Source organism: Salmonella sp. HY31, assembly GCF_042604575.1.
GTDB classification, from domain to species: Bacteria; Pseudomonadota; Gammaproteobacteria; order Enterobacterales; family Enterobacteriaceae; genus Salmonella; species Salmonella diarizonae.
The window spans coordinates 1,427,032-1,449,235 of sequence record NZ_CP170479.1 but is presented as its reverse complement, the minus strand read 5'-3'; the positions used below and the strand labels follow the sequence as shown (position 1 = coordinate 1,449,235).

At 53.7% G+C, this 22,204-nt stretch carries 18 protein-coding genes; 5 read left to right on the top strand and 13 right to left on the bottom strand.

The genetic code is table 11. The annotated features are described in order from the left end of the window. Positions 1 to 3: 3 nt before the first annotated feature. The 9 genes from nuoH to lrhA all read right to left on the bottom strand — a co-directional run bounded on the left by nuoH (position 4) and on the right by lrhA (position 10,146). On the bottom strand, positions 4 to 981 hold the full coding sequence (gene nuoH, locus ACE15A_RS06750) for an NADH-quinone oxidoreductase subunit NuoH (protein WP_000118518.1): 978 nt from the start codon (positions 979 to 981) through the stop codon (positions 4 to 6). Further along, positions 978 to 3,704 (bottom strand): NADH-quinone oxidoreductase subunit NuoG, encoded by a 2,727-nt coding sequence (gene nuoG / locus ACE15A_RS06745; RefSeq protein WP_023248508.1) that lies wholly within the window; start codon positions 3,702 to 3,704, stop codon positions 978 to 980. Before nuoG ends, nuoH begins: the two co-directional genes overlap by 4 nt. 30 nt (positions 3,705 to 3,734) lie before the next feature. Beyond that, complete coding sequence (nuoF, locus tag ACE15A_RS06740) at positions 3,735 to 5,072, bottom strand: NADH-quinone oxidoreductase subunit NuoF (protein ID WP_000800048.1); 1,338 nt, start codon at positions 5,070 to 5,072, stop codon at positions 3,735 to 3,737. After that, a complete protein-coding gene (gene nuoE / locus ACE15A_RS06735) occupies positions 5,069 to 5,569 on the bottom strand; it encodes an NADH-quinone oxidoreductase subunit NuoE (protein ID WP_000545038.1) in 501 nt (166 codons plus the stop codon). The genes nuoF and nuoE overlap by 4 nt, the downstream gene beginning before the upstream one ends. Positions 5,570 to 5,571: 2 nt before the next feature. Then, positions 5,572 to 7,374 (bottom strand): NADH-quinone oxidoreductase subunit C/D, encoded by a 1,803-nt coding sequence (gene nuoC, locus ACE15A_RS06730; protein WP_129382383.1) that lies wholly within the window; start codon positions 7,372 to 7,374, stop codon positions 5,572 to 5,574. A gap of 86 nt (positions 7,375 to 7,460) precedes the next feature. Further along, positions 7,461 to 8,123 (bottom strand): NADH-quinone oxidoreductase subunit NuoB, encoded by a 663-nt coding sequence (gene nuoB, locus ACE15A_RS06725; RefSeq protein ID WP_000386728.1) that lies wholly within the window; start codon positions 8,121 to 8,123, stop codon positions 7,461 to 7,463. 15 nt (positions 8,124 to 8,138) lie between these two features. Next, entirely contained in the window at positions 8,139 to 8,582 is a 444-nt protein-coding gene (nuoA, locus tag ACE15A_RS06720; RefSeq protein ID WP_023248509.1) for an NADH-quinone oxidoreductase subunit NuoA, read from the bottom strand. A 381-nt stretch (positions 8,583 to 8,963) separates the two neighbouring features. After that, positions 8,964 to 9,122: a hypothetical protein gene (locus tag ACE15A_RS06715; protein ID WP_044136415.1), complete on the bottom strand. Its 159-nt coding sequence runs from the start codon at positions 9,120 to 9,122 to the stop codon at positions 8,964 to 8,966. An 85-nt stretch (positions 9,123 to 9,207) separates the two neighbouring features. Next, positions 9,208 to 10,146 (bottom strand): transcriptional regulator LrhA, encoded by a 939-nt coding sequence (lrhA, locus tag ACE15A_RS06710; protein WP_023248510.1) that lies wholly within the window; start codon positions 10,144 to 10,146, stop codon positions 9,208 to 9,210. A gap of 932 nt (positions 10,147 to 11,078) precedes the next feature. Here lrhA and alaA point away from each other — a divergent pair. After that, a complete protein-coding gene (alaA, locus tag ACE15A_RS06705; protein WP_000074543.1) occupies positions 11,079 to 12,293 on the top strand; it encodes an alanine transaminase AlaA in 1,215 nt (404 codons plus the stop codon). Positions 12,294 to 12,386: 93 nt separating this feature from the next. After that, a complete protein-coding gene (gene yfbR / locus ACE15A_RS06700; protein WP_053507762.1) occupies positions 12,387 to 12,986 on the top strand; it encodes a 5'-deoxynucleotidase in 600 nt (199 codons plus the stop codon). 96 nt (positions 12,987 to 13,082) lie between these two features. Here yfbR and ACE15A_RS06695 read toward each other — a convergent pair whose 3' ends face one another. From ACE15A_RS06695 to yfbV, 4 genes are all read right to left on the bottom strand, one after another. Next, positions 13,083 to 14,909, bottom strand: coding sequence for an SLC13 family permease (locus tag ACE15A_RS06695; RefSeq protein WP_053530042.1), 1,827 nt, complete (start codon positions 14,907 to 14,909; stop codon positions 13,083 to 13,085). A 76-nt stretch (positions 14,910 to 14,985) separates the two neighbouring features. Continuing rightward, positions 14,986 to 15,663: a sugar phosphatase gene (locus ACE15A_RS06690; RefSeq protein WP_077944395.1), complete on the bottom strand. Its 678-nt coding sequence runs from the start codon at positions 15,661 to 15,663 to the stop codon at positions 14,986 to 14,988. Beyond that, positions 15,656 to 16,150, bottom strand: coding sequence for a YfbU family protein (locus ACE15A_RS06685; protein ID WP_000426135.1), 495 nt, complete (start codon positions 16,148 to 16,150; stop codon positions 15,656 to 15,658). The genes ACE15A_RS06690 and ACE15A_RS06685 overlap by 8 nt, the downstream gene beginning before the upstream one ends. Positions 16,151 to 16,232: 82 nt before the next feature. After that, a complete protein-coding gene (yfbV, locus tag ACE15A_RS06680; protein ID WP_000106617.1) occupies positions 16,233 to 16,688 on the bottom strand; it encodes a terminus macrodomain insulation protein YfbV in 456 nt (151 codons plus the stop codon). Between the two features lie 339 nt (positions 16,689 to 17,027). Here yfbV and ackA point away from each other — a divergent pair, with 339 nt between their 5' ends. The 3 genes from ackA to yfcC all read left to right on the top strand — a co-directional run bounded on the left by ackA (position 17,028) and on the right by yfcC (position 22,190). Next, positions 17,028 to 18,230 (top strand): acetate kinase, encoded by a 1,203-nt coding sequence (ackA, locus tag ACE15A_RS06675; protein WP_053507765.1) that lies wholly within the window; start codon positions 17,028 to 17,030, stop codon positions 18,228 to 18,230. Positions 18,231 to 18,306: 76 nt separating this feature from the next. Further along, positions 18,307 to 20,451 carry a phosphate acetyltransferase gene (pta, locus tag ACE15A_RS06670; RefSeq protein ID WP_000086695.1) on the top strand — a complete coding sequence of 715 codons (2,145 nt, stop codon included), beginning with the start codon at positions 18,307 to 18,309 and terminating at the stop codon, positions 20,449 to 20,451. Between the two features lie 218 nt (positions 20,452 to 20,669). Next, positions 20,670 to 22,190, top strand: a complete 1,521-nt coding sequence (yfcC, locus tag ACE15A_RS06665) for a putative basic amino acid antiporter YfcC (RefSeq protein ID WP_023248514.1) — start codon at positions 20,670 to 20,672, stop codon at positions 22,188 to 22,190. Positions 22,191 to 22,204 lie beyond the last annotated feature (14 nt).

Here is a 22,204-nt window from a genome sequence, read left to right as displayed (position 1 = left end):
CCCTTATTGCGCCTGCCACAGAATGACAGCCGCCGTTACCAGCAAGTTGATGAGCGTCAGCGGCAAGCAGACTTTCCAGCCGAAGGACATTACCTGGTCATAACGCGGACGCGGTAACGACGCACGAATCAAAATGAACATCATCATAAAGAACGCGGTTTTCAGCGCGAACCAGACGAATGGCGGTAAGAACGGGCCATGCCAGCCACCGAAGAACAACGTTACCATCAGCGCGGAAACGGTGACGATGCCGATGTACTCCCCCACGAAGAACAGACCGAATTTCATACCGGAATATTCGATGTGGTAACCGTCCGCCAGTTCCTGCTCGGCTTCCGGCTGGTCAAACGGGTGACGGTGACAGACCGCTACGCCCGCGATGGCAAAAGTAACAAACCCAAAGAATTGCGGAATCACGTTCCACAGATGCGCCTGGTTATTGACGATGTCGGTCATATTAAATGAACCGGCCTGCGCCACCACGCCCATCAGGGAAAGACCAAGGAACACTTCGTAGCTCACCGTCTGGGCAGACGCGCGCATCGCGCCCAGCAGCGAGTATTTGTTGTTACTCGACCAACCGGCGAATAGCACCGCGTACACCGCCAGACCCGCCATCATCAGGAAAAACAGAATCCCGATGTTTAAATCGGCCACCACCCAGTTGGGGCTAACCGGCACAATGGCGAAGGAGAGCAGCAGCGAAGTAAACGCGATCATCGGCGCCAGGGTAAAGATGACGCGATCCGAGAATTTCGGCACCCAGTCTTCTTTAAAGAACATCTTGATCATGTCCGCGACTAACTGGAGCGAGCCGCCCCAGCCAACGCGGTTTGGTCCATAACGGTTCTGGAACAGACCCAGCAGACGACGTTCGCCAAAGCTCATGAAGGCCCCGCAGGTGACGACCACCAGCAGAATCACCACCGCTTTGAGAATGCTCAGCAGGATCTCAATCAGATCCGGTGTAATCCAACTCATTGTTGCGCCTCCCGCAGATCCTCAAGACGCGCGCCAGCCAGAACCGGCGCGATGCCAGGCATACCCATCGGCAGCCCTACCTGCCCTGCCGCTAACCCTTCAGAGATTTCAACCGGCAGCGTCACCGTATTGCCATCGTAGCTAAAGGAGACGCACGTCCCGGCATTAACCCCCAACTTCGCGGCATCCGCCGGGTTAAGTTTGATATACGGCTGCGGCATACGGCTCTGGAAGACCGGAGAACGCTGAGACAATTCGTCGCTGCCAAACAGGTGGTAGTACGGCGCAATACGCCACTGACCGTCCTGCGCCTGGAAGCTTGCCGGAACGGTAGTGAAATAATCCAGACCGCCCTCAGTCGCTTCAATCAAACGCACGCCCGGATCGCCGTGACGCAGTTTGCCGCCCACTTCATCCTGGAATTTGTTCCACGCCTGCGGGGAGTTCCAGCCCGGCGCCCAGGCGAACGGAATTTCAGATCGCGGAGCAGTCGGTTGGTTATTCCCTTCCATGGAGAAGGCAAACATGGTGTCTTTATCCTGCGGCTGACGTGGTTCGTGCACGCTGATATTGGCACGCATCGCCGTACGACCGCTGTAACGATGCGGTTCGCGCGCCAGCTTCTGCCCACGAATGCGGAAGGTCGCATCCGGCGCGGCGTCTTTAATGCCGGCAAATTGCGGCATGGCGGCAATGACCGCATCGATCACGTGGTCAAGCTGCGTCCAGTCCACTTCGCGGTTTTCGACGGTGCTGTGCAGCGAATGCAGCCAGCGCCAGCTTTCCAGCATAATCGTCTTGTTATCGTAGTAGGCCGGATCATAAACCTGGAAGAAGCGCTGCGCGCGGCCTTCGTTGTTGATAACCGTACCATCGCTTTCAGCAAAGCTCGCCGCGGAAAGCACCAGATGAGCGTTTTCCATAATCGCCGTGCGCTGATGGTCAACCACCATCACCAGCGGCGCTTTGGAGAGCGCAGCGTTCACGCGGGCGGCGGAAGCATGACGATGGAGATCGTTTTCCAGCACCACCACCGCGTCCGCCCTGCCGGTTTCCAGCTCGGTCAGCGCATCGTCAAGCGAACCGCCGCCCATCATGCCCAGGCCCATACTGTTCACGGAACGGGCAATCATAGTTATACCGACGTCGGCGCCACGGCCTTTCAGCGCTTTCGCCACGTTGGCGGCCGCCTGAATCACCTCACTGCTACCGGCGTTAGTGCCGGAGATAATCAGCGGTTTTTTCGCGCCGGCCAACGCCTGAACAATGACATCAATTTTGTTTTGCAGATCGCTGTCGATGCCGTCAACCGCAGGCGCGGTATTGTCCAGCGCATGGGCAATCGCAAACCCCAGGCGCGCCTGATTTTCAACCGGCGCGCGATAGGTCCAGGCGGCGATATCGTCCAGACGGGTGCTGTCGACGTTGCTGACAAACAGCGGATGCTTTGCACGCTGGCCAATGTTAAGGATGGCCGCAATCTGCCAGTCGGCCACTTTCTGCGCCGCCGCCATTTCACGCGCTTTACCTTTCACCGCCTGGCGTACCGCCAGCGCAACGCGCGCGCCGGTCTGAGTGACATCTTCACCCAATACCAGTACCGCGTCATAAGATTCGATCTCACGCAACGCCGGGGTGTAAATTCCGCCTTCTCGCAGCACTTTCAGCGCCAGTTGCAGACGTTCCTGCTCGCCCTGGGCGATACCGGTGTAGAAATTCTCAGCGCCGACCAGCTCGCGTAGCGCAAAGTTACTCTCAATGCTGGCGCGTGGCGAACCGATACCGATCACTTTCTTCGACTGGCGCAGGATATCCGCCGCGCCCTGCATCGCCTGCTCGGCGTTGAGAGTAATAAAGTCATCGCCGCGGCGCTGAACTGGCTGACGCGGACGGTCTTTCAGGTTCACATAGCCATAGCCGAAACGACCGCGGTCACAGAGAAAGTAGTGGTTAACGGTGCCGTTGTAACGGTTTTCGATGCGGCGCAATTCGCCATAGCGCTCGCCCGGGCTGATGTTACAACCGATGGAACACTGCTGGCAGATGCTTGGCGCAAACTGCATGTCCCATTTACGGTTGTAACGCTCGGAGTGCGTTTTATCGGTGAAGACGCCGGTCGGGCAAATTTCTACCAGGTTACCGGAGAATTCGCTTTCCAGCACGCCGTCTTCCGGACGCCCGAAGTAGACGTTGTCGTGCGCGCCATAGACGCCCAAATCGGTGCCGTCGGCATAATCTTTGTAGTAACGCACGCAACGGTAGCAGGCGATGCAGCGGTTCATTTCGTGAGAGATGAACGGCCCCAGATCCTGGTTGCGATGGGTACGTTTGGTGAAACGGTAGCGGCGGAAGCTGTGACCCGTCATCACAGTCATATCCTGAAGGTGGCAGTTACCACCCTCTTCACAGACCGGACAGTCGTGCGGGTGGTTGGTCATCAGCCACTCCACCACGCTTTCACGGAACTGTTTCGCTTCTTCGTCGTCAATAGAGATAAAAGTACCGTCGGTGGCTGGCGTCATACAGGACATCACCAGGCGACCACGCGTATCTTCCGCGTTTTGGTATTGCTTCACCGCACACTGGCGGCAAGCACCGACGCTTCCCAGCGCCGGGTGCCAGCAAAAATACGGAATATCAAGGCCGAGGGACAGACATGCCTGTAGCAGGTTGTCCGCGCCGTTGACCTCGTATTCTTTGCCGTCTACATGAATCGTAGCCATTAGCATGCTTCCAAATTAAAAATCGTTAACTCACCAGCGCTCTTTGAGCAGGTTCGGCTGAATACCATTGATTAAATGGGTATTGCTGAACGGCTGCTTGATGCCAGCTTCGAATTCTTCGCGGAAATACTTAATTGCGCTTTGCAGTGGCTCAACCGCGCCCGGCGCATGTGCGCAAAAGGTTTTACCCGGTCCGAGGAAACGACACAGTTGCTCAAGTGTCTCGATATCCCCCGGCTGGCCTTCGCCGCGCTCCAGCGCGCGCAGAATTTTCACGCTCCACGGCAGCCCGTCGCGGCATGGCGTACACCAGCCGCAAGATTCGCGGGCAAAGAACTCTTCCAGGTTACGCACCAGCGATACCATGCCGATTTCGTGGTCTACCGCCATCGCCAGCGCGGTCCCCAGACGGCTCCCCGCTTTACCGATGCTTTCGAATTCCATCGGCAGGTCAAGATGCGCCTCGGTCAGGAAGTCGGTTCCCGCCCCGCCCGGTTGCCAGGCTTTGAATTTCAGGCCATCGCGCATACCGCCCGCGTAATCTTCGAGGATCTCGCGCGCGGTAGTGCCGAACGGTAATTCCCAGAGGCCCGGATTCTTCACGCGGCCCGAGAAGCCCATCAGCTTGGTACCCGCATCTTTGCTTTTCGAGATGTTCTGGTACCACTCCACGCCGTTGGCGAGGATTGCCGGGACGTTGCACAACGTTTCGACGTTGTTCACACAGGTCGGCTTGCCCCATACGCCGGAGGTCGCCGGGAAGGGCGGCTTGGAGCGCGGGTTCGCGCGGCGGCCTTCGAGGGAGTTGATAAGCGCAGTTTCTTCACCGCAGATGTAACGCCCTGCCCCGGTGTGGACAAACAGTTCGAAGTCGAACCCGGTGCCCATGATATTTTTGCCAAGCAGCCCGGCCTCGGTTGCTTCAGCAATCGCACGGCGCAGATGTACAGCCGCTTCGATATATTCGCCGCGCAGGAAGATGTAACCGCGATACGCTTTCAGTGCGAACGCGGAGATCAGCATCCCCTCCACCAGCAGGTGCGGCAGTTGTTCCATCAGCAGACGGTCTTTATAAGTGCCCGGCTCCATTTCATCAGCGTTACACAGCAGGTAACGGATGTTCATGGATTCGTCTTTCGGCATCAGACTCCACTTGAGACCGGTGGAAAAGCCCGCGCCGCCGCGTCCTTTCAGACCAGCGTCTTTTACCTGGCTGACGATTTCATCCGGAGACAGGCCGGTCAACGCTTTACGCGCGCCTTCGTAGCCGTTTTTGCTACGATATTCGTCCAGCCAGACCGGCTGTTTGTCATCGCGCAAACGCCAGGTCAGCGGATGGGTTTCGGGAGTACGGATAACGTTTTTCATTTATACCGCTCCAGTAGTTCAGGAATGGCTTCCGGAGTCAGATGGCTGTGAGTATCCTCATCAATCATCATGTTCGGCCCTTTATCGCAATTCCCCAGGCAGCAGGTCGGCAGCAGCGTAAAGCGACCATCAAAGGTCGTCTGCCCCGGTTTGATGTTGAGATTTTTTTCCAGCGCGGCCTGAATCCCTTGATAGCCGGTGATATGGCACACCACGCTGTCGCAGTAGCGAATCACATGGCGACCGACCGGCTGACGGAAGATCTGGCTGTAGAATGTGGCGACGCCTTCGACGTCGCTCGCCGGAATACCCAGCACATCGGCAATAGCGTAGATCGCGCCGTCCGGCACCCAGCCACGCTGCTTCTGAACGATTTTCAGCGCTTCAATGGACGCCGCACGCGGGTCTTCGTAGTGGTGCTTCTCGTGCTCTATCGCTTCACGCTCTGCCGCACTCAGCTCAAAAGCCTCGGTTTGTGGTTGTTGATTCTCGTGCATAATTAGCGGTCCACATCTGACATAACAAAATCGATACTACCCAGATAGACAATCAGGTCGGAGACCAGGCTACCGCGGATCGCCGAGGGAATCTGCTGCAGGTGCGCAAAGCTCGGCGTGCGCACGCGGGTACGGTAGCTCATAGTGCTGCCGTCGCTGGTCAGGTAGTAACTGTTAATCCCTTTAGTCGCTTCCACCATCTGGAAGGACTCCTGCGCCGGCATCACCGGGCCCCAGGAGACCTGCAGGAAGTGGGTGATCAGGGTTTCGATATGTTGCAGCGTGCGCTCTTTCGGCGGCGGCGTGGTCAGCGGGTGATCCGCTTTGAACGGGCCTTCCGGCATGTTATCAAGGCACTGCTGAAGAATGCGCAGACTCTGGCGCAGCTCTTCCACTTTCAGCATCACGCGGGTATAGCAGTCGGAAACGCCGCCGCCCACCGGCACTTCAAAGTCAAAGTTTTCATAACCAGAGTATGGACGCCATTTACGTACGTCGAAGTCGATCCCGGTCGCGCGCAGCCCTGCGCCGGTGGTGCCCCACTCCAGCGCCTCTTTCGCGCCGTAAGCGGCAACGCCCTGCGAACGCCCTTTCAGAATGGTGTTACGCAGCGCGGCTTTCTCGTAAGAATCCAGACGCTTCGGCATCCACTCAAGGAACTCTCGCAGCAGGCGATCCCAACCGCGCGGCAAGTCGTGCGCGACGCCGCCGATACGGAACCAGGCCGGGTGCATACGGAAACCGGTGATCGCCTCCACCAGGTCATAAATCTTCTGCCGGTCGGTAAACGCAAAGAAGACTGGCGTCATCGCGCCGACGTCCTGAATAAAGGTCGAGATGTACAGTAGATGACTGTTAATGCGGAACAGCTCGGAGAGCATCACGCGGATGACGTTAACGCGATCCGGGACGGTGATCCCTGCCAGTTTTTCCACCGCCAGCACGTACGGCATTTCATTGACGCAGCCGCCAAGGTATTCGATACGGTCGGTATAGGGAATGTAGCTATGCCAGGACTGGCGCTCGCCCATTTTTTCGGCGCCGCGATGGTGATAGCCGATATCCGGCACGCAGTCGACGATTTCTTCGCCGTCAAGTTGCAGGATAATACGGAACGCACCGTGTGCAGACGGGTGGTTCGGGCCGAGGTTGAGGAACATAAAGTCCTCGTTGTCAGTCCCGCGCTTCATCCCCCAGTCTTCCGGCTTAAAGGTCAGCGCTTCCATCTCCAGATCCTGCTTGGCTTTGGTCAGCTCAAACGGGTCGAATTCGGTCGCGCGCGCCGGATAATCTTTACGCAGCGGATGGCCTTCCCAGGTTTGCGGCATCATGATGCGCGTCAGATGCGGGTGACCTTCGATATCAATACCAAACATCTCCCAGGTCTCACGCTCATACCAGTTGGCGTTAGGGAAAAGTTTGGTGAAGGTCGGCACGCGCAGGTCGTTTTCAGACAACGCCACCTTGAGCATGATATCGCGATTACGCTCAATAGAAATCAGGTGGTAGAAAACGGAAAAATCCTCGGCGGGTAACCCGTCACGGTGCGTACGCAGGCGTTCATCCATGCCGTGTAAGTCAAACAGCATGACGTAAGGTTTCGGCAGTTTCTTTAAGAAATCGCCAACCTCCAGTAATTGTTCACGCTTGACCCAAACAACGGGGACACCGGTGCGGGTCGCCTGAACGGTAAAGGCATCCGGCCCAAAACGGTTGCGCAGTTCGCCGATAACCGGATCATCAAGATGATCGCGGGTACTCCATGCAGCGTCTTGCGCGGTTAAGTCGGTCATATTGTTCACCATTGCAAATGGTCCGTGGTGGTCGGCAGTGCTTCGCGCTATTAAAATAGTGGTTAGCGAAGTGAAGTGCTGCTGCCGACAGGCGCAAATTAAATCTCGTCCGGGGTACGCAGGTTCGTGACGGCAATACGCTCGCCGCGTTTACGTTCGCGTTCTGGCTGCATATTGGCGCGATATACGCCCTGATCGCCTACCACCCATGAGAGCGGACGGCGCTCTTTGCCAATCGATTCTTGCAGCAGCATCAACGCCTGCATATATGCTTCCGGACGCGGCGGACAGCCTGGGATATATACATCCACCGGGATAAATTTATCAACGCCCTGCACTACCGAATAAATATCGTACATGCCGCCGGAGTTAGCGCAGGCACCCATAGAAATTACCCATTTAGGCTCCAGCATTTGGTCATACAGACGCTGAATAACCGGGGCCATTTTGGTAAAGCAGGTACCGGCCACCACCATCAGGTCAGCCTGACGTGGCGACGCACGCAACACTTCCGCACCGAAACGGGCAACGTCATGTACTGCGGTAAAAGAAGTCACCATCTCTACATAGCAGCAAGAAAGGCCGAAGTTGTAGGGCCAAATTGAGTTTTTACGGCCCCAGTTAACCATGTCATGCAGCTTGCCCATAAACACGTTTTTGTTAACTTCCTGCTCCAGGGGGTCAGTTACGATCTCCTGTTTTTGCAGGGGGTAACGGTCATTCTCACCGTTAGGATCTATGCGGGTGAGCGTATAATCCATCTTAATGCCTCGCGGTTAGCGTTGACGATTAGCGATACTGTTCGTTTCCGGGTTCATACGCTCGCGGCGTGAACGCGCGGGCGTCCAGTCCAACGCGCCAATACGCGCCAGATAAACCAGACCAGCCAGTAACACAAAAATAAAAATTGCAGCTTCCACAAAGCCAACCCAGCCGCTTTCGCGGATAGAAGTTGACCATGCGAACAGATACAGCGCTTCAACGTCGAAGATAACGAAGAACATGGCTACCAGGTAAAACTTGGCAGACAGGCGTAAGCGGGCGGTGCCGACCGAGTCGATACCTGATTCAAACGGAATGTTTTTGTGCCTCGCGCGTGCGCGACCGCCTAAAAACCAACCGCCTACCAGCATCAGGCAGCACAGGCCAATGGCAACGATAAGAAAGATAGCGAATGCCCAGTGATGAGCGATGACTTCAGTGGATGTTGACATACTCATTGCTTACTCATCAAAAGTAGCGCCAGTTTCACTGCTCTTTACGGCAGATGGACGCCACATCGATTCATGGGGAGGAATAAAAAAAACCCTACAATTACTGTAGAAAATGGTAAAAACAGCTAATTGATGTGGTTTTTTACTCCTTTCTATAACCTTTTGTCAACTTTAACAAAAGTTCCTTCACATTAGTTTACATCAATTCATTGTCATTAACATTAAATGCCACCCTGGAGAAAATGCCTACCCGACCACGGGGATTTTATGTTGTTGAATCGTGTCCGTTGTGAAGATAAAGAGATAACACCCACCTATTTTGACAGGAATTTGTGAAGATGCCTCCCCCTAAATGGGAGTATTTTCTTGATCTGTGACACGCTTTTGTTAATTCACCCCGTAAAACAGCAACAATTTCTCTAGTTTTTTAACATACAAATTCATAAAATGGCTGTTCCGGTTATTATTTACCCACAGTAAACAGCGAATCGCTACTGGCTGATTTACCGTGTCTTTTACAATTTGTGCTATTAAGATAGTACAGATAGACGCAAAAAAAGAGCCACTGGGCGTTTTTTCATCGCCAGCGGCTCTTTTTTACATTTACGGCTTAGCGCAATTTCCCTGCGATCTATTCAAAACCGCCCTCAACCATCAGCGAATCATCTCCGCCTTCTGCAGAAAACTGATTATAATGCCACGGGTTTTGATAGCTTTCCATCGCATGGAAAATCACCATCGCCAGCTCATTCTGACTATCAGGATCGCGGCACAATAGATATTCCGTATCCGGCAAAGGCGGTAATCCGTCTGCGGCGCCCAACACGCGTAGGTCGGGACTCATCATCTCGACAGGTCGAGCCGTTACGCCAAGACCGGCTTTAACGGCCGCACGTACCGCCGGTAATGTCGACGCCACGTAGGCCAGCCGCCAGGAAATACCCGCTGCATTTAACGTCTCCAGCACCATATCGCGGAATGGGCTGGGATCGTCCAGCAGCACTAATGGTATAGGTTCTCCCCTTTGCAAAACATATTCAGCCGCACAATACCAATGGGTAGGCGATGTCCGCAGATTGAGACAGTCCAGCGAGTGAGGTTGGTTAGTCGTCACCACCAAATCCACTTCCTGCGATTTAACCATGTCCACCATATAGGCGTTGCGTTTTACCCGTACATCAAGTGCGAGCTTCGGATAAACCGAGCTAATTCGGCTAAGCAAAAAAGGCAGGATAGTGTCAGCTGATTCATCAGAAGCGCCGATTGTTAACACCCCCTGAAGATTACTAAACATTAATGATGAACACGCTTCATCATTAAAACGCAGGATTTTTCTGGCGTACCCCAGAAGCTGGATACCGTGTTCGGTCAAAAGTTTGTTACGACCATGGCGGGCGAACAATTCCTTTCCCACGAGTTGCTCAAGACGCTGCATTTGCTGACTGACCGCAGACTGAGTACGACATACCGCAGCAGCCGCCGCGGCGAAGGTGTTCAGATCGGCAACAGCCACGAACGTTCTCAGCAGATCGAGATCGAGGTTAATTATCGGACGATTTGCATTTATCATAATTTTTCACTTACTGGCGGGTCATATCGGGCTGACCTGGTTAATGCTGTGCATTCAGAAACAAGCAATTCCATTTGTAATGTGCATCCTTCGCAGTACCACCTGGTTACCCAGGTAAATGTTAGAATGTAATTGAAAATACGACCAAAACACTTCTCTTACTTGCCGATATAATACCGAATGCAACCTATCGGGATATATCGAAGAGAATGTGTCATACCTTTAGGCGTCTACAGATTTCTGCTAATGATGGACGTGTAAATTTTGTAACAGCGTCAAATAGTTTACTGACATGCAATGATACAAAAACAATATATTGAACAATAGGTTATGTATAAACTCGCGTCATAAAAATTAGCAGACAACGCAGACTACGCCCCCGTTTCGGATCATTATCTTAACCTAAAACCGCTATATTTATAAGTATTATTACGAATAATCTTAATCTGGGATATGTTATACTAATCGGACCAGCAAGATATTATTACGGCTTTAGTAAATGCTTTTTAAATATTAAATAATAATTAATTAAGATTTCCACCATTCATTAATTATACTTAACAATAGTTTCACACCGCCTAGCGCCGGAAAGGTCTAACCTTCTCATTTCACCGTTAATGCTCAGTATTTCCGAAATAGCCGACGCTACACTAATGATGAATGCTTATCTCTCATAAAACAGACAACTTTCAGCAAAATAAAACACCACACCACAAGCAATAAAGCAGAATAAAAAAACTACATGTATGAATAAAAACAGAAAATAAACCTGTAAAAATGATTTTGTAGAGTTTTAAACAACGAGAAAGCGCGTTAAAAATAAACAAAATCTTCTTCTGCCAACTCTTCAAAACTCACCGTCGTGGGAGTACATTGTTTCGTGCTGACTTCCACGGCAGGGAGTGGCAATAACAGCTAAAAGGTCAAGATTCATGTCCCCCATTGAAAAATCCAGCAAACTCGAAAATGTCTGTTATGACATTCGTGGTCCCGTTCTGAAAGAAGCGAAACGCCTTGAAGAAGAAGGTAATAAAGTTCTTAAACTGAATATCGGCAACCCTGCCCCCTTCGGATTCGAAGCGCCGGACGAAATTCTGGTCGATGTCATTCGTAATTTGCCGACGGCGCAAGGATATTGCGACTCGAAAGGGCTTTATTCCGCCCGTAAAGCGATTATGCAGCATTATCAGGCCCGTGGAATGCGCGATGTGACCGTGGAAGATATCTATATCGGTAACGGCGTTTCCGAACTGATCGTTCAGGCGATGCAGGCGTTGCTTAACAGTGGCGATGAAATGCTGGTTCCCGCGCCCGACTATCCATTATGGACGGCGGCAGTATCGCTTTCCAGCGGCAAGGCGGTACATTATCTTTGCGATGAATCTTCCGACTGGTTCCCGGATCTTGACGATATCCGCGCCAAAATCACCCCACGTACGCGCGGCATTGTCATTATTAATCCAAACAACCCTACTGGCGCCGTCTATTCTAAAGAATTGTTGATGGAAATTGTCACCATTGCGCGCGAGCATAATCTCATCATCTTCGCCGATGAAATTTATGACAAGATTCTCTATGACGATGCCGAACATCACTCTATCGCCGCACTGGCGCCTGACCTGCTAACTATCACCTTTAACGGTCTGTCTAAAACCTATCGCGTCGCCGGATTCCGTCAGGGCTGGATGGTATTGAACGGGCCGAAAAAACATGCGAAGGGCTATATTGAAGGGCTGGAGATGTTAGCCTCAATGCGGTTGTGTGCCAACGTCCCGGCGCAACACGCCATTCAGACCGCGCTCGGCGGCTATCAAAGCATTAGCGAATTTATCCTGCCGGGCGGTCGTCTGTATGAACAACGTAACCGCGCCTGGGAGTTGATTAACGATATCCCCGGCGTTTCCTGCGTGAAACCGCGCGGCGCGTTGTACATGTTCCCCAGGATCGACGCTAAACGTTTTAATATTCACGACGACCAGAAGATGGTGCTGGACTTCCTGCTACAGGAAAAGGTGCTGCTGGTGCAAGGGACCGCCTTTAACTGGCCGTGGCCGGATCACTTCCGTATTGTGACGCTACCACGTGAAGATGACCTGGAGATGGCCATCAACCGCTTTGGGCGCTTCCTCTCAGGCTACCATCAATAATCTTAAATTCAGGCTACTTTGGTAGCCTGAATTGCATCTTCATCTCCCTCCCCGCACAATGAAGTCTGCCGCAGTGAAAACATAAGGTAATCTATGAAGCAGAGCCATTTTTTCGCCCATCTCTCCCGCATGAAGTTGATTAACCGCTGGCCGCTGATGCGTAACGTGCGTACGGAAAACGTCTCCGAACATAGCCTGCAGGTGGCGATGGTCGCCCATGCGTTGGCGGCGATAAAAAACCGTAAATTTGGCGGTCAGCTCAATGCTGAACGTATCGCGCTTCTGGCGATGTATCACGATGCCTCAGAAGTACTGACCGGCGATCTGCCAACGCCGGTAAAATATTTTAATTCCCAGATAGCCCAGGAATATAAAGCGATCGAAAAAATCGCCCAGCAAAAGCTGGTTGATATGGCACCGGATGAATTACGCGATATTTTCGCACCGCTTATTGATGAGAATACCTGGAGCGAAGAAGAACAGGCAATCGTGAAACAGGCCGATGCGCTTTGCGCCTACCTGAAATGTCTGGAAGAGTTATCGGCGGGGAATAATGAGTTTTTGCTGGCGAAAACGCGGCTGGAAAAAACGCTGGAATTACGTCGCAGCCAGGAGATGGACTATTTTATGGCGGTGTTCGTGCCAAGTTTCCATCTTTCTCTTGACGAGATAAGCCAGGATTCACCGCTTTAGTTGCCGGATGGCGGCTGTGCCTTATCCGGCCTGGCGCAACGTTCGCCAGCGTAGGCCTGATAAGCGTAGCGCCATCAGGCATTTTCCAGCCTATGGTTAAAACGGGAATAACATCGGAATCATCACAATACAGACCGCCATCACAATAAGCGTGAACGGCACGCCAAGCTTCACAAAATCGCTAAAGCTATAGTTTCCCGGCCCCAGAACCAGCGTATTGACCGGCGATGAAACCGGCGTCATAAAGGCGGCGGATGCCGCCATCGCCACCGCCATCGCAAACGGATAGGGCGATACGCCCATTGACTTCGCCGCCGCCAGCGCAATCGGCGCCATCAGCACCGCCGTTGCCGTGTTAGAAATAAACAACCCTATGGCGGCACACAGCACGAACAGGCATCCCAGCATCATATACGGCCCATAGCCGCCGCCGATATCCATTAACCCTTTCACCACCAGAGAGACGCCGCCGGTTTTTTGCAACGCCAGCGCAAACGGCATCATACCCACAATCAAAATAATACTCGGCCAGTGGATCGCTTTATAGGCGCTTTCAGCATCAATACAGCGAAATTTCCCCATCAGCAGGCAGGCGATAATCGCCGCGATCGGGTTGGGAATTTCATCGGTTAACATCAGCGCCACCATAAGTACCAGGCAGAAAATGGCGTGCGGCGCCTGGCTGTGCGCTGGAGAGGCTTCGCTGACCTCGACCGGCATATTCAGCACCACAAAGTCGCGACCTTTTTGCCCAAGCTGGCTGATTAACTTCCAGTTCCCCACAACCAGAATGATATCGCCCATCAATAACGGCTCATCGGCCAGCGATCCTTCCAGCGCGACGCCGTCGCGTTTCAGGCCGACCACATTCAGCCCGTAACGTGTACGGAAGGCGATTTCCCGCACCGACTTGCCTATCAGTTCAGACTCCGGAATAAGCGAAATTTCCGCCATCCCGACATCTAACGCCTGATCGGAAAAATATTCTCCACGCAATACCATCGGTTCCAGCAGTTGTTCGGCGCAAAACTCTCTGAGGTCAACCTCCGCCGCCGACATATCAATCAGCAGAACGTCGCGAGCACGAAACTCCGATACGCCGTTCACATTGACGATAACCCGCCGAAAGCGCCGCCAGCGTTCAACGCCGATAACATTGGCGCCGTAACGTTCGCGCAGTTTAAGGTCGTCCAGCCGCTGTCCCACCATCGGCGAACCGGGGCGAATCGCCAGACGGCGAGCGCGTCCCGTCAGGCGGTAATCACGGATAAGATCGCGGAAAGTGCGCCGCTTACCGGCCTGTTGTCCGGGCGTATCGCCTTTTAGCATGAAGCGCATCACCAGCATATAAACAATGCCGAGCGCCAGCACCACTACCCCCAGCGGCGTCACGCTAAAAAAGCTGAACCCGTGCAGGCCTTCACGCAGCAGTTCACTGTTAACCACCAGGTTCGGCGGCGTCGCCACCAGCGTCATCATTCCGCTGATAAGCCCGGCAAAGCTAAGCGGCATCATCAGGCGCGAAGGCGAGGTCTGCATATGCATAGAAACGCTAAGAACAACGGGGATAAAAATCGCCACCACGCCGGTTGAACTCATGAAAGCGCCAAGCCCGGCGACAGTGATCATCAGTAAAACCAGCATCTTGATTTCACTGCTGCCCGCCATTTTAACCAGCCAGGTACCGACCACCGTAGCAACGCCGGTACGCACAAGACCGTCGCCAATAATAAATAAGGCGGCGATAAGAATGACATTCGGATCGCTGAAGCCGGAAAAGGCTTCCGGAAGGGTCAAGGTACCACTAAGGACAAAAGCAACAATGACGAATAAAGCCACCGCATCCATACGTACTTTGCCCGTCGCAAACAGCACAACGGCAACCGCCAGTAAAGAGAGAACCCAAATCAATTCACCGTTCACAACATATCCTTGTCAGATGAGAAGATAATGCGATTCTGCCATAAATATGCCCCGCCAGGGCGGGGCGATATCATGATCAGGTCTTTCTTAACACCACCACATCACCGTTTGGTTGTTTAGCGACCGACAATTGCGTCAGGCTATCCAACACAAAATCAACATCCGCCAGACGCGGCGTGTCGGCCGGCGCATTGACCGCAATGACATGGCAGCCCGCAGCCAGCCCGGACAGCACGCCAGCCGGGGCATCTTCCACTACGGCGCACTCCTGAGGGGCCAGGCCAAGCAGTTGTGCGCCGAGCAAATACGCATCCGGCTCCGGTTTGCCGCGTTTGACTCGTTCGGCGGTGACAAACACCTCTGGCGCGGGAAGGCCCGCGACCTGATGGCGCGCACGCGCGACCGGCATTGAACCGGAGGTAACGATAGCCCACGGAATGCCCGCTTTATTCAGGTGATTAAGTAAATCGGCTGCCCCCGGCAACGCGGTGATCCCTGCGGTTTCAGTGGCTTCTATTTGCTCCAGGCGCGTAAACTCAGCGGCAATTTCCGCCTCCGATTTACCCGCCATAAAATGCCGCAACGAGGTCATCGCCTGTTTGCCATGAATAAAGCCCAGCACCTCATCATGAGCAAGGTTAAAGCGATCGGCCCAGTTACACCACGCGCGTTCAACGGCAGGTAATGAGTCAACCAACGTTCCATCCAGATCAAACAGAAAGCCTTTACACTGCACGCGAACCTCCTCAGGCATTAATGATTTGATTGATTTCATTCGCGCTCAGGTGGTACTGACGCGGACAGGCGTGCCAGACATTCAACATCCGCTGGTATTTTTCCCACATCGGCGTCTGGGCATTAAAGCCGTGCGTCCCGGCGTCAAAGTGAGTGTAGCGCCCTTCTATATTCACCATAAAACGGACATAGCCGAGGTAGCGCGCTTCCGTCGCGGCGTCAAACCCCAGGAAGGTGACGCGACGTTCGTCGATGGCTTGCGTATCTTTGAGGTTGGTCCAGGAGACGTGCAGCGCATGGTACATCTCCATAATATCGATGATGGTACGACAGGTCTCTTCCGTTAGCTCGCCAAACTCGCGATCCAGCTCGCGCATCTGCAGGCCGTAGCCGCGTTCAATAATTGTTTGTAAGCGACGGTAACGCTCGGCGTTGGTGGGATCGAGCATCGTCATCATTTTGTACTGGTTAGACAAAATCAGACGTTGCGCGTTGGTCATTTCCATTTTGAACTCCTGTATCACGCTATGGCGATGAAAAAAAGAAGGCATTGGTATGCCTTCTTTTATATGCGTAATCCGGGGTCAATTACAAATCATCCAGGAAAGTTTTATCCAGTTGTTTGAAGGCGCGCTTAAGCGTGTCAGCTAATGCCTGGTAATCCGGCTTTCCTTCTACCGGCGCCAGCGCTTGTCCGGCTTCCTGCAATTTGCCGCGAACTTCGTAAAACCAGTTGAGGATTGAAGGCGGCAATGGCGTCACGGAACGTTTCCCTAACCACCATAATCCCTGCATGGGCAAGCTCAGGGCGAACAGGGCGGTCGCCACGGCCGGACCTAACTGACCGCCCAGCGCTATCTGCCAGCATAACGTAAAGACCGCGACAGGCGGCATAAATCGTATGGCATAGCGAGTCATACGAATTACGCGGTTTTCGACGAAAACGGGTGCCAGCCGCTTTTCCATCGGCCACGTCTTCGCGTAGTGCTGCCCCCGGCGGAATAAGCTAAAAAAATTTACGGAGCGATTATCCGGTGTCGACATGGCCTACCTCAACTTCACATATAAAATTTAAAAAATTTGTGCAAAACAGCAACTGCGAGGGACAACGTTCAAAACATTTTGTCTTCGATACCCACTATCAGGTATCCTGTGTCGGCCTGTCAAAGGCCGGTAGTTTAAAAGCATTGAGTCGTCAATATTATACATAGTATGCCATTGGCTGAAAAATACGCAAAATGGCATAGACTCAAAGGTATTTCTTCCATCATGCCCAAAAAAACTCCTGCGCATGATGTTAATCATAAATGTCAGGGCTATCATGCGCTACGCTCTATGGCTCACTGACGTTTTTTTAGCCACGTATCATAAATAGGTACTTCCATGTCGAGTAAGTTAGTACTGGTTCTGAACTGCGGTAGTTCTTCACTGAAATTTGCAATTATTGATGCAGTTAACGGTGATGAATACCTTTCTGGTTTAGCCGAATGTTTCCATCTGCCAGAGGCACGCATCAAATGGAAAATGGACGGCAGTAAACAAGAAGCGGCTTTAGGTGCAGGCGCCGCTCACAGTGAAGCGCTAAACTTTATCGTTAACACTATTCTGGCACAAAAACCAGAACTGTCTGCGCAGTTAACTGCAATTGGTCACCGTATCGTACACGGCGGCGAGAAGTATACCCGCTCCGTCGTCATTGATGAGTCCGTCATTCAGGGCATCAAAGATTCCGCCTCTTTCGCACCGCTGCATAACCCGGCTCACCTGATTGGTATCGCCGAAGCGCTGAAATCTTTCCCGCAGCTGAAAGATAAAAACGTTGCAGTATTCGACACTGCCTTCCATCAGACCATGCCAGAAGAGTCTTACCTGTATGCCCTGCCGTACAGCCTGTATAAAGAACACGGCGTTCGTCGCTATGGCGCACACGGCACCAGCCACTTCTATGTGACTCAGGAAGCGGCAAAAATGCTGAACAAGCCGGTAGAAGAACTGAACATTATCACCTGCCACCTGGGCAACGGCGGTTCTGTTTCCGCTATCCGTAACGGTAAATGCGTGGATACCTCTATGGGTCTGACCCCGCTGGAAGGCCTGGTCATGGGTACCCGTTCCGGCGATATCGACCCTGCGATTATCTTCCACCTGCACGACACTCTGGGCATGAGCGTGGATCAGATCAACAAAATGCTGACCAAAGAGTCCGGTCTGCTGGGTCTGACTGAAGTGACCAGCGACTGCCGTTATGTTGAAGACAACTACGCCACCAAAGAAGACGCAAAACGTGCGATGGACGTTTACTGCCACCGCCTGGCGAAATACATCGGTTCTTACACCGCTCTGATGGACGGCCGTCTGGATGCAGTCGTGTTCACCGGCGGTATCGGTGAAAACGCCGCGATGGTGCGTGAACTGTCTCTGGGTAAACTGGGCGTGCTGGGCTTTGAAGTCGACCACGAACGTAACCTGGCAGCCCGCTTCGGCAAATCTGGTTTCATCAACAAAGAAGGCACTCGCCCTGCGGTGGTGATCCCAACCAACGAAGAACTGGTCATCGCGCAAGACGCGAGCCGTCTGACTGCCTGATTTTACACCGCCAGCCTAGCTGGCGGTGCTGTTTTGTATCCCGCCTGAGCCTGGCGGTAACGAAAGAGGATAAACCGTGTCCCGTATTATTATGCTGATCCCTACCGGAACCAGCGTCGGCCTGACCAGCGTCAGCCTCGGCGTCATCCGTGCTATGGAACGCAAAGGCGTTCGTCTGAGCGTCTTTAAGCCTATCGCCCAGCCTCGCGCTGGCGGCGATGCGCCTGACCAGACCACCACTATCGTTCGCGCGAACTCTACCCTGCCCGCGGCTGAACCGCTGAAGATGAGCCACGTTGAATCTCTGCTCTCCAGCAACCAGAAAGACGTGCTGATGGAAGAGATCATCGCAAACTACCACGCGAATACCAAAGACGCGGAAGTGGTGCTGGTTGAAGGTCTGGTTCCGACCCGTAAACATCAGTTCGCTCAGTCTCTGAACTATGAAATTGCGAAAACGCTGAATGCGGAAATCGTTTTTGTCATGTCTCAGGGTACCGACACGCCAGAACAGCTGAACGAGCGTATCGAACTGACGCGCAGCAGCTTCGGCGGCGCGAAAAACACCAACATCACCGGCGTTATCGTCAACAAACTGAATGCGCCGGTTGATGAACAAGGTCGTACTCGCCCGGATCTGTCGGAGATCTTTGACGACTCTTCCAAAGCCCAGGTGATCAAAATCGATCCTGCTAAACTGCAGGAATCCAGCCCGCTGCCGGTTCTGGGCGCGGTGCCGTGGAGCTTCGATCTGATTGCGACCCGCGCTATCGATATGGCGCGTCACCTGAACGCAACCATCATTAACGAAGGCGATATCAAAACCCGCCGCGTTAAATCCGTCACGTTCTGCGCGCGTAGTATTCCGCATATGCTGGAACATTTCCGCGCAGGGTCGTTGTTAGTGACCTCCGCTGACCGTCCGGACGTCCTGGTCGCTGCTTGCCTGGCCGCGATGAACGGCGTAGAAATCGGCGCCCTGCTGCTGACCGGCGGCTATGAAATGGACGCGCGCATTTCTAAACTGTGCGAACGCGCATTCGCCACTGGCCTGCCGGTCTTTATGGTGAACACCAACACCTGGCAGACCTCGCTGAGCCTGCAAAGCTTCAATCTGGAAGTCCCGGTTGATGACCACGAACGCATCGAGAAAGTTCAGGAATATGTCGCGAACTACGTTAACGCTGACTGGATCGAGTCGCTGACCGCCACTTCCGAACGTAGCCGTCGTCTCTCTCCGCCAGCGTTCCGCTACCAACTGACTGAGCTGGCGCGTAAAGCCGGTAAACGCGTAGTGCTGCCGGAAGGCGACGAACCGCGTACCGTCAAAGCGGCGGCAATCTGCGCTGAACGCGGCATCGCCACTTGCGTACTGCTTGGCAACCCGGATGAAATCAACCGCGTCGCGGCATCCCAGGGCGTTGAGCTGGGCGCAGGCATTGAAATCGTCGATCCGGAAGTGGTGCGTGAAAGCTATGTCGCCCGCCTGGTTGAGCTGCGTAAGAGCAAAGGCATGACCGAACCGGTTGCCCGTGAGCAGCTCGAAGACAACGTGGTGCTCGGCACGCTGATGCTGGAGCAGGACGAAGTCGACGGTCTGGTTTCCGGCGCGGTTCATACCACCGCCAACACCATCCGTCCGCCGCTGCAGCTTATTAAAACGGCGCCGGGCAGTTCTCTGGTCTCTTCTGTGTTCTTCATGTTGCTGCCGGAACAGGTTTACGTTTACGGCGACTGCGCAATCAACCCAGACCCGACTGCTGAACAACTGGCAGAAATCGCGATTCAGTCTGCGGATTCCGCTATTGCCTTCGGTATCGAACCGCGTGTCGCGATGCTCTCCTACTCCACCGGCACCTCTGGCGCGGGCAGCGACGTAGAGAAAGTACGCGAAGCGACGCGTCTGGCGCAGGAAAAACGTCCTGACCTGATGATCGACGGTCCGTTGCAGTACGACGCCGCGGTTATGGCTGACGTAGCGAAATCCAAAGCGCCGAACTCGCCGGTTGCTGGTCGCGCTACCGTGTTCATCTTCCCGGATCTGAACACCGGTAATACCACCTACAAAGCGGTACAGCGTTCTGCCGACCTGATCTCCATCGGGCCGATGTTGCAGGGTATGCGCAAGCCGGTGAACGACCTGTCCCGTGGCGCGCTGGTTGACGATATCGTCTACACCATCGCCCTGACGGCGATCCAGGCTTCTCAACAGCAGCAGTAACAGTAAAAGCCAATGCCGGATGGTGGCGTGAACGCCTTGTCCGGCCTACAGATGAGATACCGTTGTAGGCCGGATAAGACGCGTTAGCATCGCCATTCGGCATTCTGCTATTTACCATGCAAACCCGGAATTTTTTGCTTAACTGCGCTGCATCAATGAATAACTATTCCCTTCTTCTCATACTTAGCCTCTTTGCTTTGCAACAGGGATAGTCCGTCATGTCTGTCGTTACAGAATCAAAACCAGCCAGAAAATGGGCGATGCCCGATACGCTGGTCATCATCTTTTTTGTCGCCATTTTAACCAGTATCGCCACTTGGGTCGTGCCCGTTGGGATGTTTGATAGCCAGGAAGTGCAGTATCAGGTCGATGGTCAGACAAAAACCCGCAAAGTCGTCGATCCGCACTCTTTTCGCATTGTGACCAATGAGGCCGGGGAAGCGCAGTATCATCGCGTACAATTTTTCACCACTGGCGATGAGAGACCGGGGCTGATGAATTTTCCGTTTGAAGGGTTAACATCCGGATCGAAATTTGGCACTGCCGTCGGCATCATTATGTTTATGTTGGTGATTGGCGGCGCATTCGGCATCGTGATGCGTACCGGCACCGTGGATAACGGCATTCTGGCGCTGATTCGCCACACGCGGGGCAACGAAGTCCTGTTTATTCCGGTGCTATTTGTCCTCTTTTCATTAGGGGGCGCCGTATTTGGCATGGGCGAAGAAGCGGTCGCCTTTGCGATTATCATTGCCCCGCTGATGGTCAGGCTGGGCTATGACAGCATTACCACTGTCCTGGTGACCTATATCGCCACCCAAATTGGCTTTGCCAGTTCGTGGATGAATCCCTTCTGCGTGGTCGTCGCCCAGGGGATTGCCGGCGTACCGGTACTTTCCGGCTCCGGGCTGCGTATTGTGGTCTGGGTTGTCGCCACGCTGATTGGGCTGGTTTTTACCCTGGTCTACGCCTCACGCGTGAAAAAGAATCCGCAGCTTTCCCGCGTCCACGAATCCGATCGCTATTTCCGCGAACAGCAGGATGAAGTCGTCCAGCGCCCTTTCACCTTCGGTGACTGGCTGGTACTGCTGGTCCTGACCGGCGTAATGATTTGGGTCGTCTGGGGCGTGATTGTCCACGCCTGGTTTATTCCGGAAATCGCCAGCCAGTTTTTCACCATGGGCGTGGTGATCGGCCTCATCGGCGTTATCTTCCGCCTCAACGGCATGACGGTCAACGTAATGGCGTCCTCATTCACCGAAGGGGCGAGAATGATGATCGCGCCCGCGTTACTGGTGGGTTTTGCCAAAGGCATTCTGCTGCTGGTCGGCAATGGCGAAGCCGGGGAACCCAGCGTGCTTAATACGCTGCTTAATAGTATCGCGCATGGCATCAGCGGGCTTAATAATGCTATCGCCGCCTGGTTTATGCTGCTCTTCCAGGCGGTATTTAATTTCTTTGTGACGTCCGGTTCGGGTCAGGCGGCGTTAACCATGCCATTGCTGGCGCCGCTCGGCGATCTGGTCGGCGTTAACCGTCAGGTGACTGTCCTGGCCTTCCAGTTTGGTGATGGCTTCAGCCATATTATCTATCCGACATCGGCCTCGCTGATGGCCACGCTGGGCGTGTGCCGGGTCGATTTTCGCAACTGGCTTAAAGTGGGGGCGTCGCTGCTGGGACTGCTGTTTATTATGTCCAGTGTAGTCGTCATTGGCGCGCAGATGATGGGATATCATTGATCCAAAATACCGGA

What these genes read in the sequence shown, in the direction of transcription:
- nuoF (WP_000800048.1), bottom strand. Translation starts at nt 5,072, where the DNA reads ATGAAAAACGTTATCCGTACTCCCGAAACCCATCCGCTGACCTGGCGT.
- alaA (WP_000074543.1), top strand. Translation starts at nt 11,079, where the DNA reads ATGTCCCCCATTGAAAAATCCAGCAAACTCGAAAATGTCTGTTATGAC.
- yfbR (WP_053507762.1), top strand. Translation starts at nt 12,387, where the DNA reads ATGAAGCAGAGCCATTTTTTCGCCCATCTCTCCCGCATGAAGTTGATT.
- nuoG (WP_023248508.1), bottom strand. Translation starts at nt 3,704, where the DNA reads ATGGCTACGATTCATGTAGACGGCAAAGAATACGAGGTCAACGGCGCG.
- ACE15A_RS06685 (WP_000426135.1), bottom strand. Translation starts at nt 16,150, where the DNA reads ATGGAAATGACCAACGCGCAACGTCTGATTTTGTCTAACCAGTACAAA.
- nuoA (WP_023248509.1), bottom strand. Translation starts at nt 8,582, where the DNA reads ATGAGTATGTCAACATCCACTGAAGTCATCGCTCATCACTGGGCATTC.
- nuoH (WP_000118518.1), bottom strand. Translation starts at nt 981, where the DNA reads ATGAGTTGGATTACACCGGATCTGATTGAGATCCTGCTGAGCATTCTC.
- ACE15A_RS06690 (WP_077944395.1), bottom strand. Translation starts at nt 15,663, where the DNA reads ATGCCTGAGGAGGTTCGCGTGCAGTGTAAAGGCTTTCTGTTTGATCTG.
- yfbV (WP_000106617.1), bottom strand. Translation starts at nt 16,688, where the DNA reads ATGTCGACACCGGATAATCGCTCCGTAAATTTTTTTAGCTTATTCCGC.
- nuoE (WP_000545038.1), bottom strand. Translation starts at nt 5,569, where the DNA reads ATGCACGAGAATCAACAACCACAAACCGAGGCTTTTGAGCTGAGTGCG.
- nuoC (WP_129382383.1), bottom strand. Translation starts at nt 7,374, where the DNA reads ATGGTGAACAATATGACCGACTTAACCGCGCAAGACGCTGCATGGAGT.
- ackA (WP_053507765.1), top strand. Translation starts at nt 17,028, where the DNA reads ATGTCGAGTAAGTTAGTACTGGTTCTGAACTGCGGTAGTTCTTCACTG.
- yfcC (WP_023248514.1), top strand. Translation starts at nt 20,670, where the DNA reads ATGTCTGTCGTTACAGAATCAAAACCAGCCAGAAAATGGGCGATGCCC.
- lrhA (WP_023248510.1), bottom strand. Translation starts at nt 10,146, where the DNA reads ATGATAAATGCAAATCGTCCGATAATTAACCTCGATCTCGATCTGCTG.
- nuoB (WP_000386728.1), bottom strand. Translation starts at nt 8,123, where the DNA reads ATGGATTATACGCTCACCCGCATAGATCCTAACGGTGAGAATGACCGT.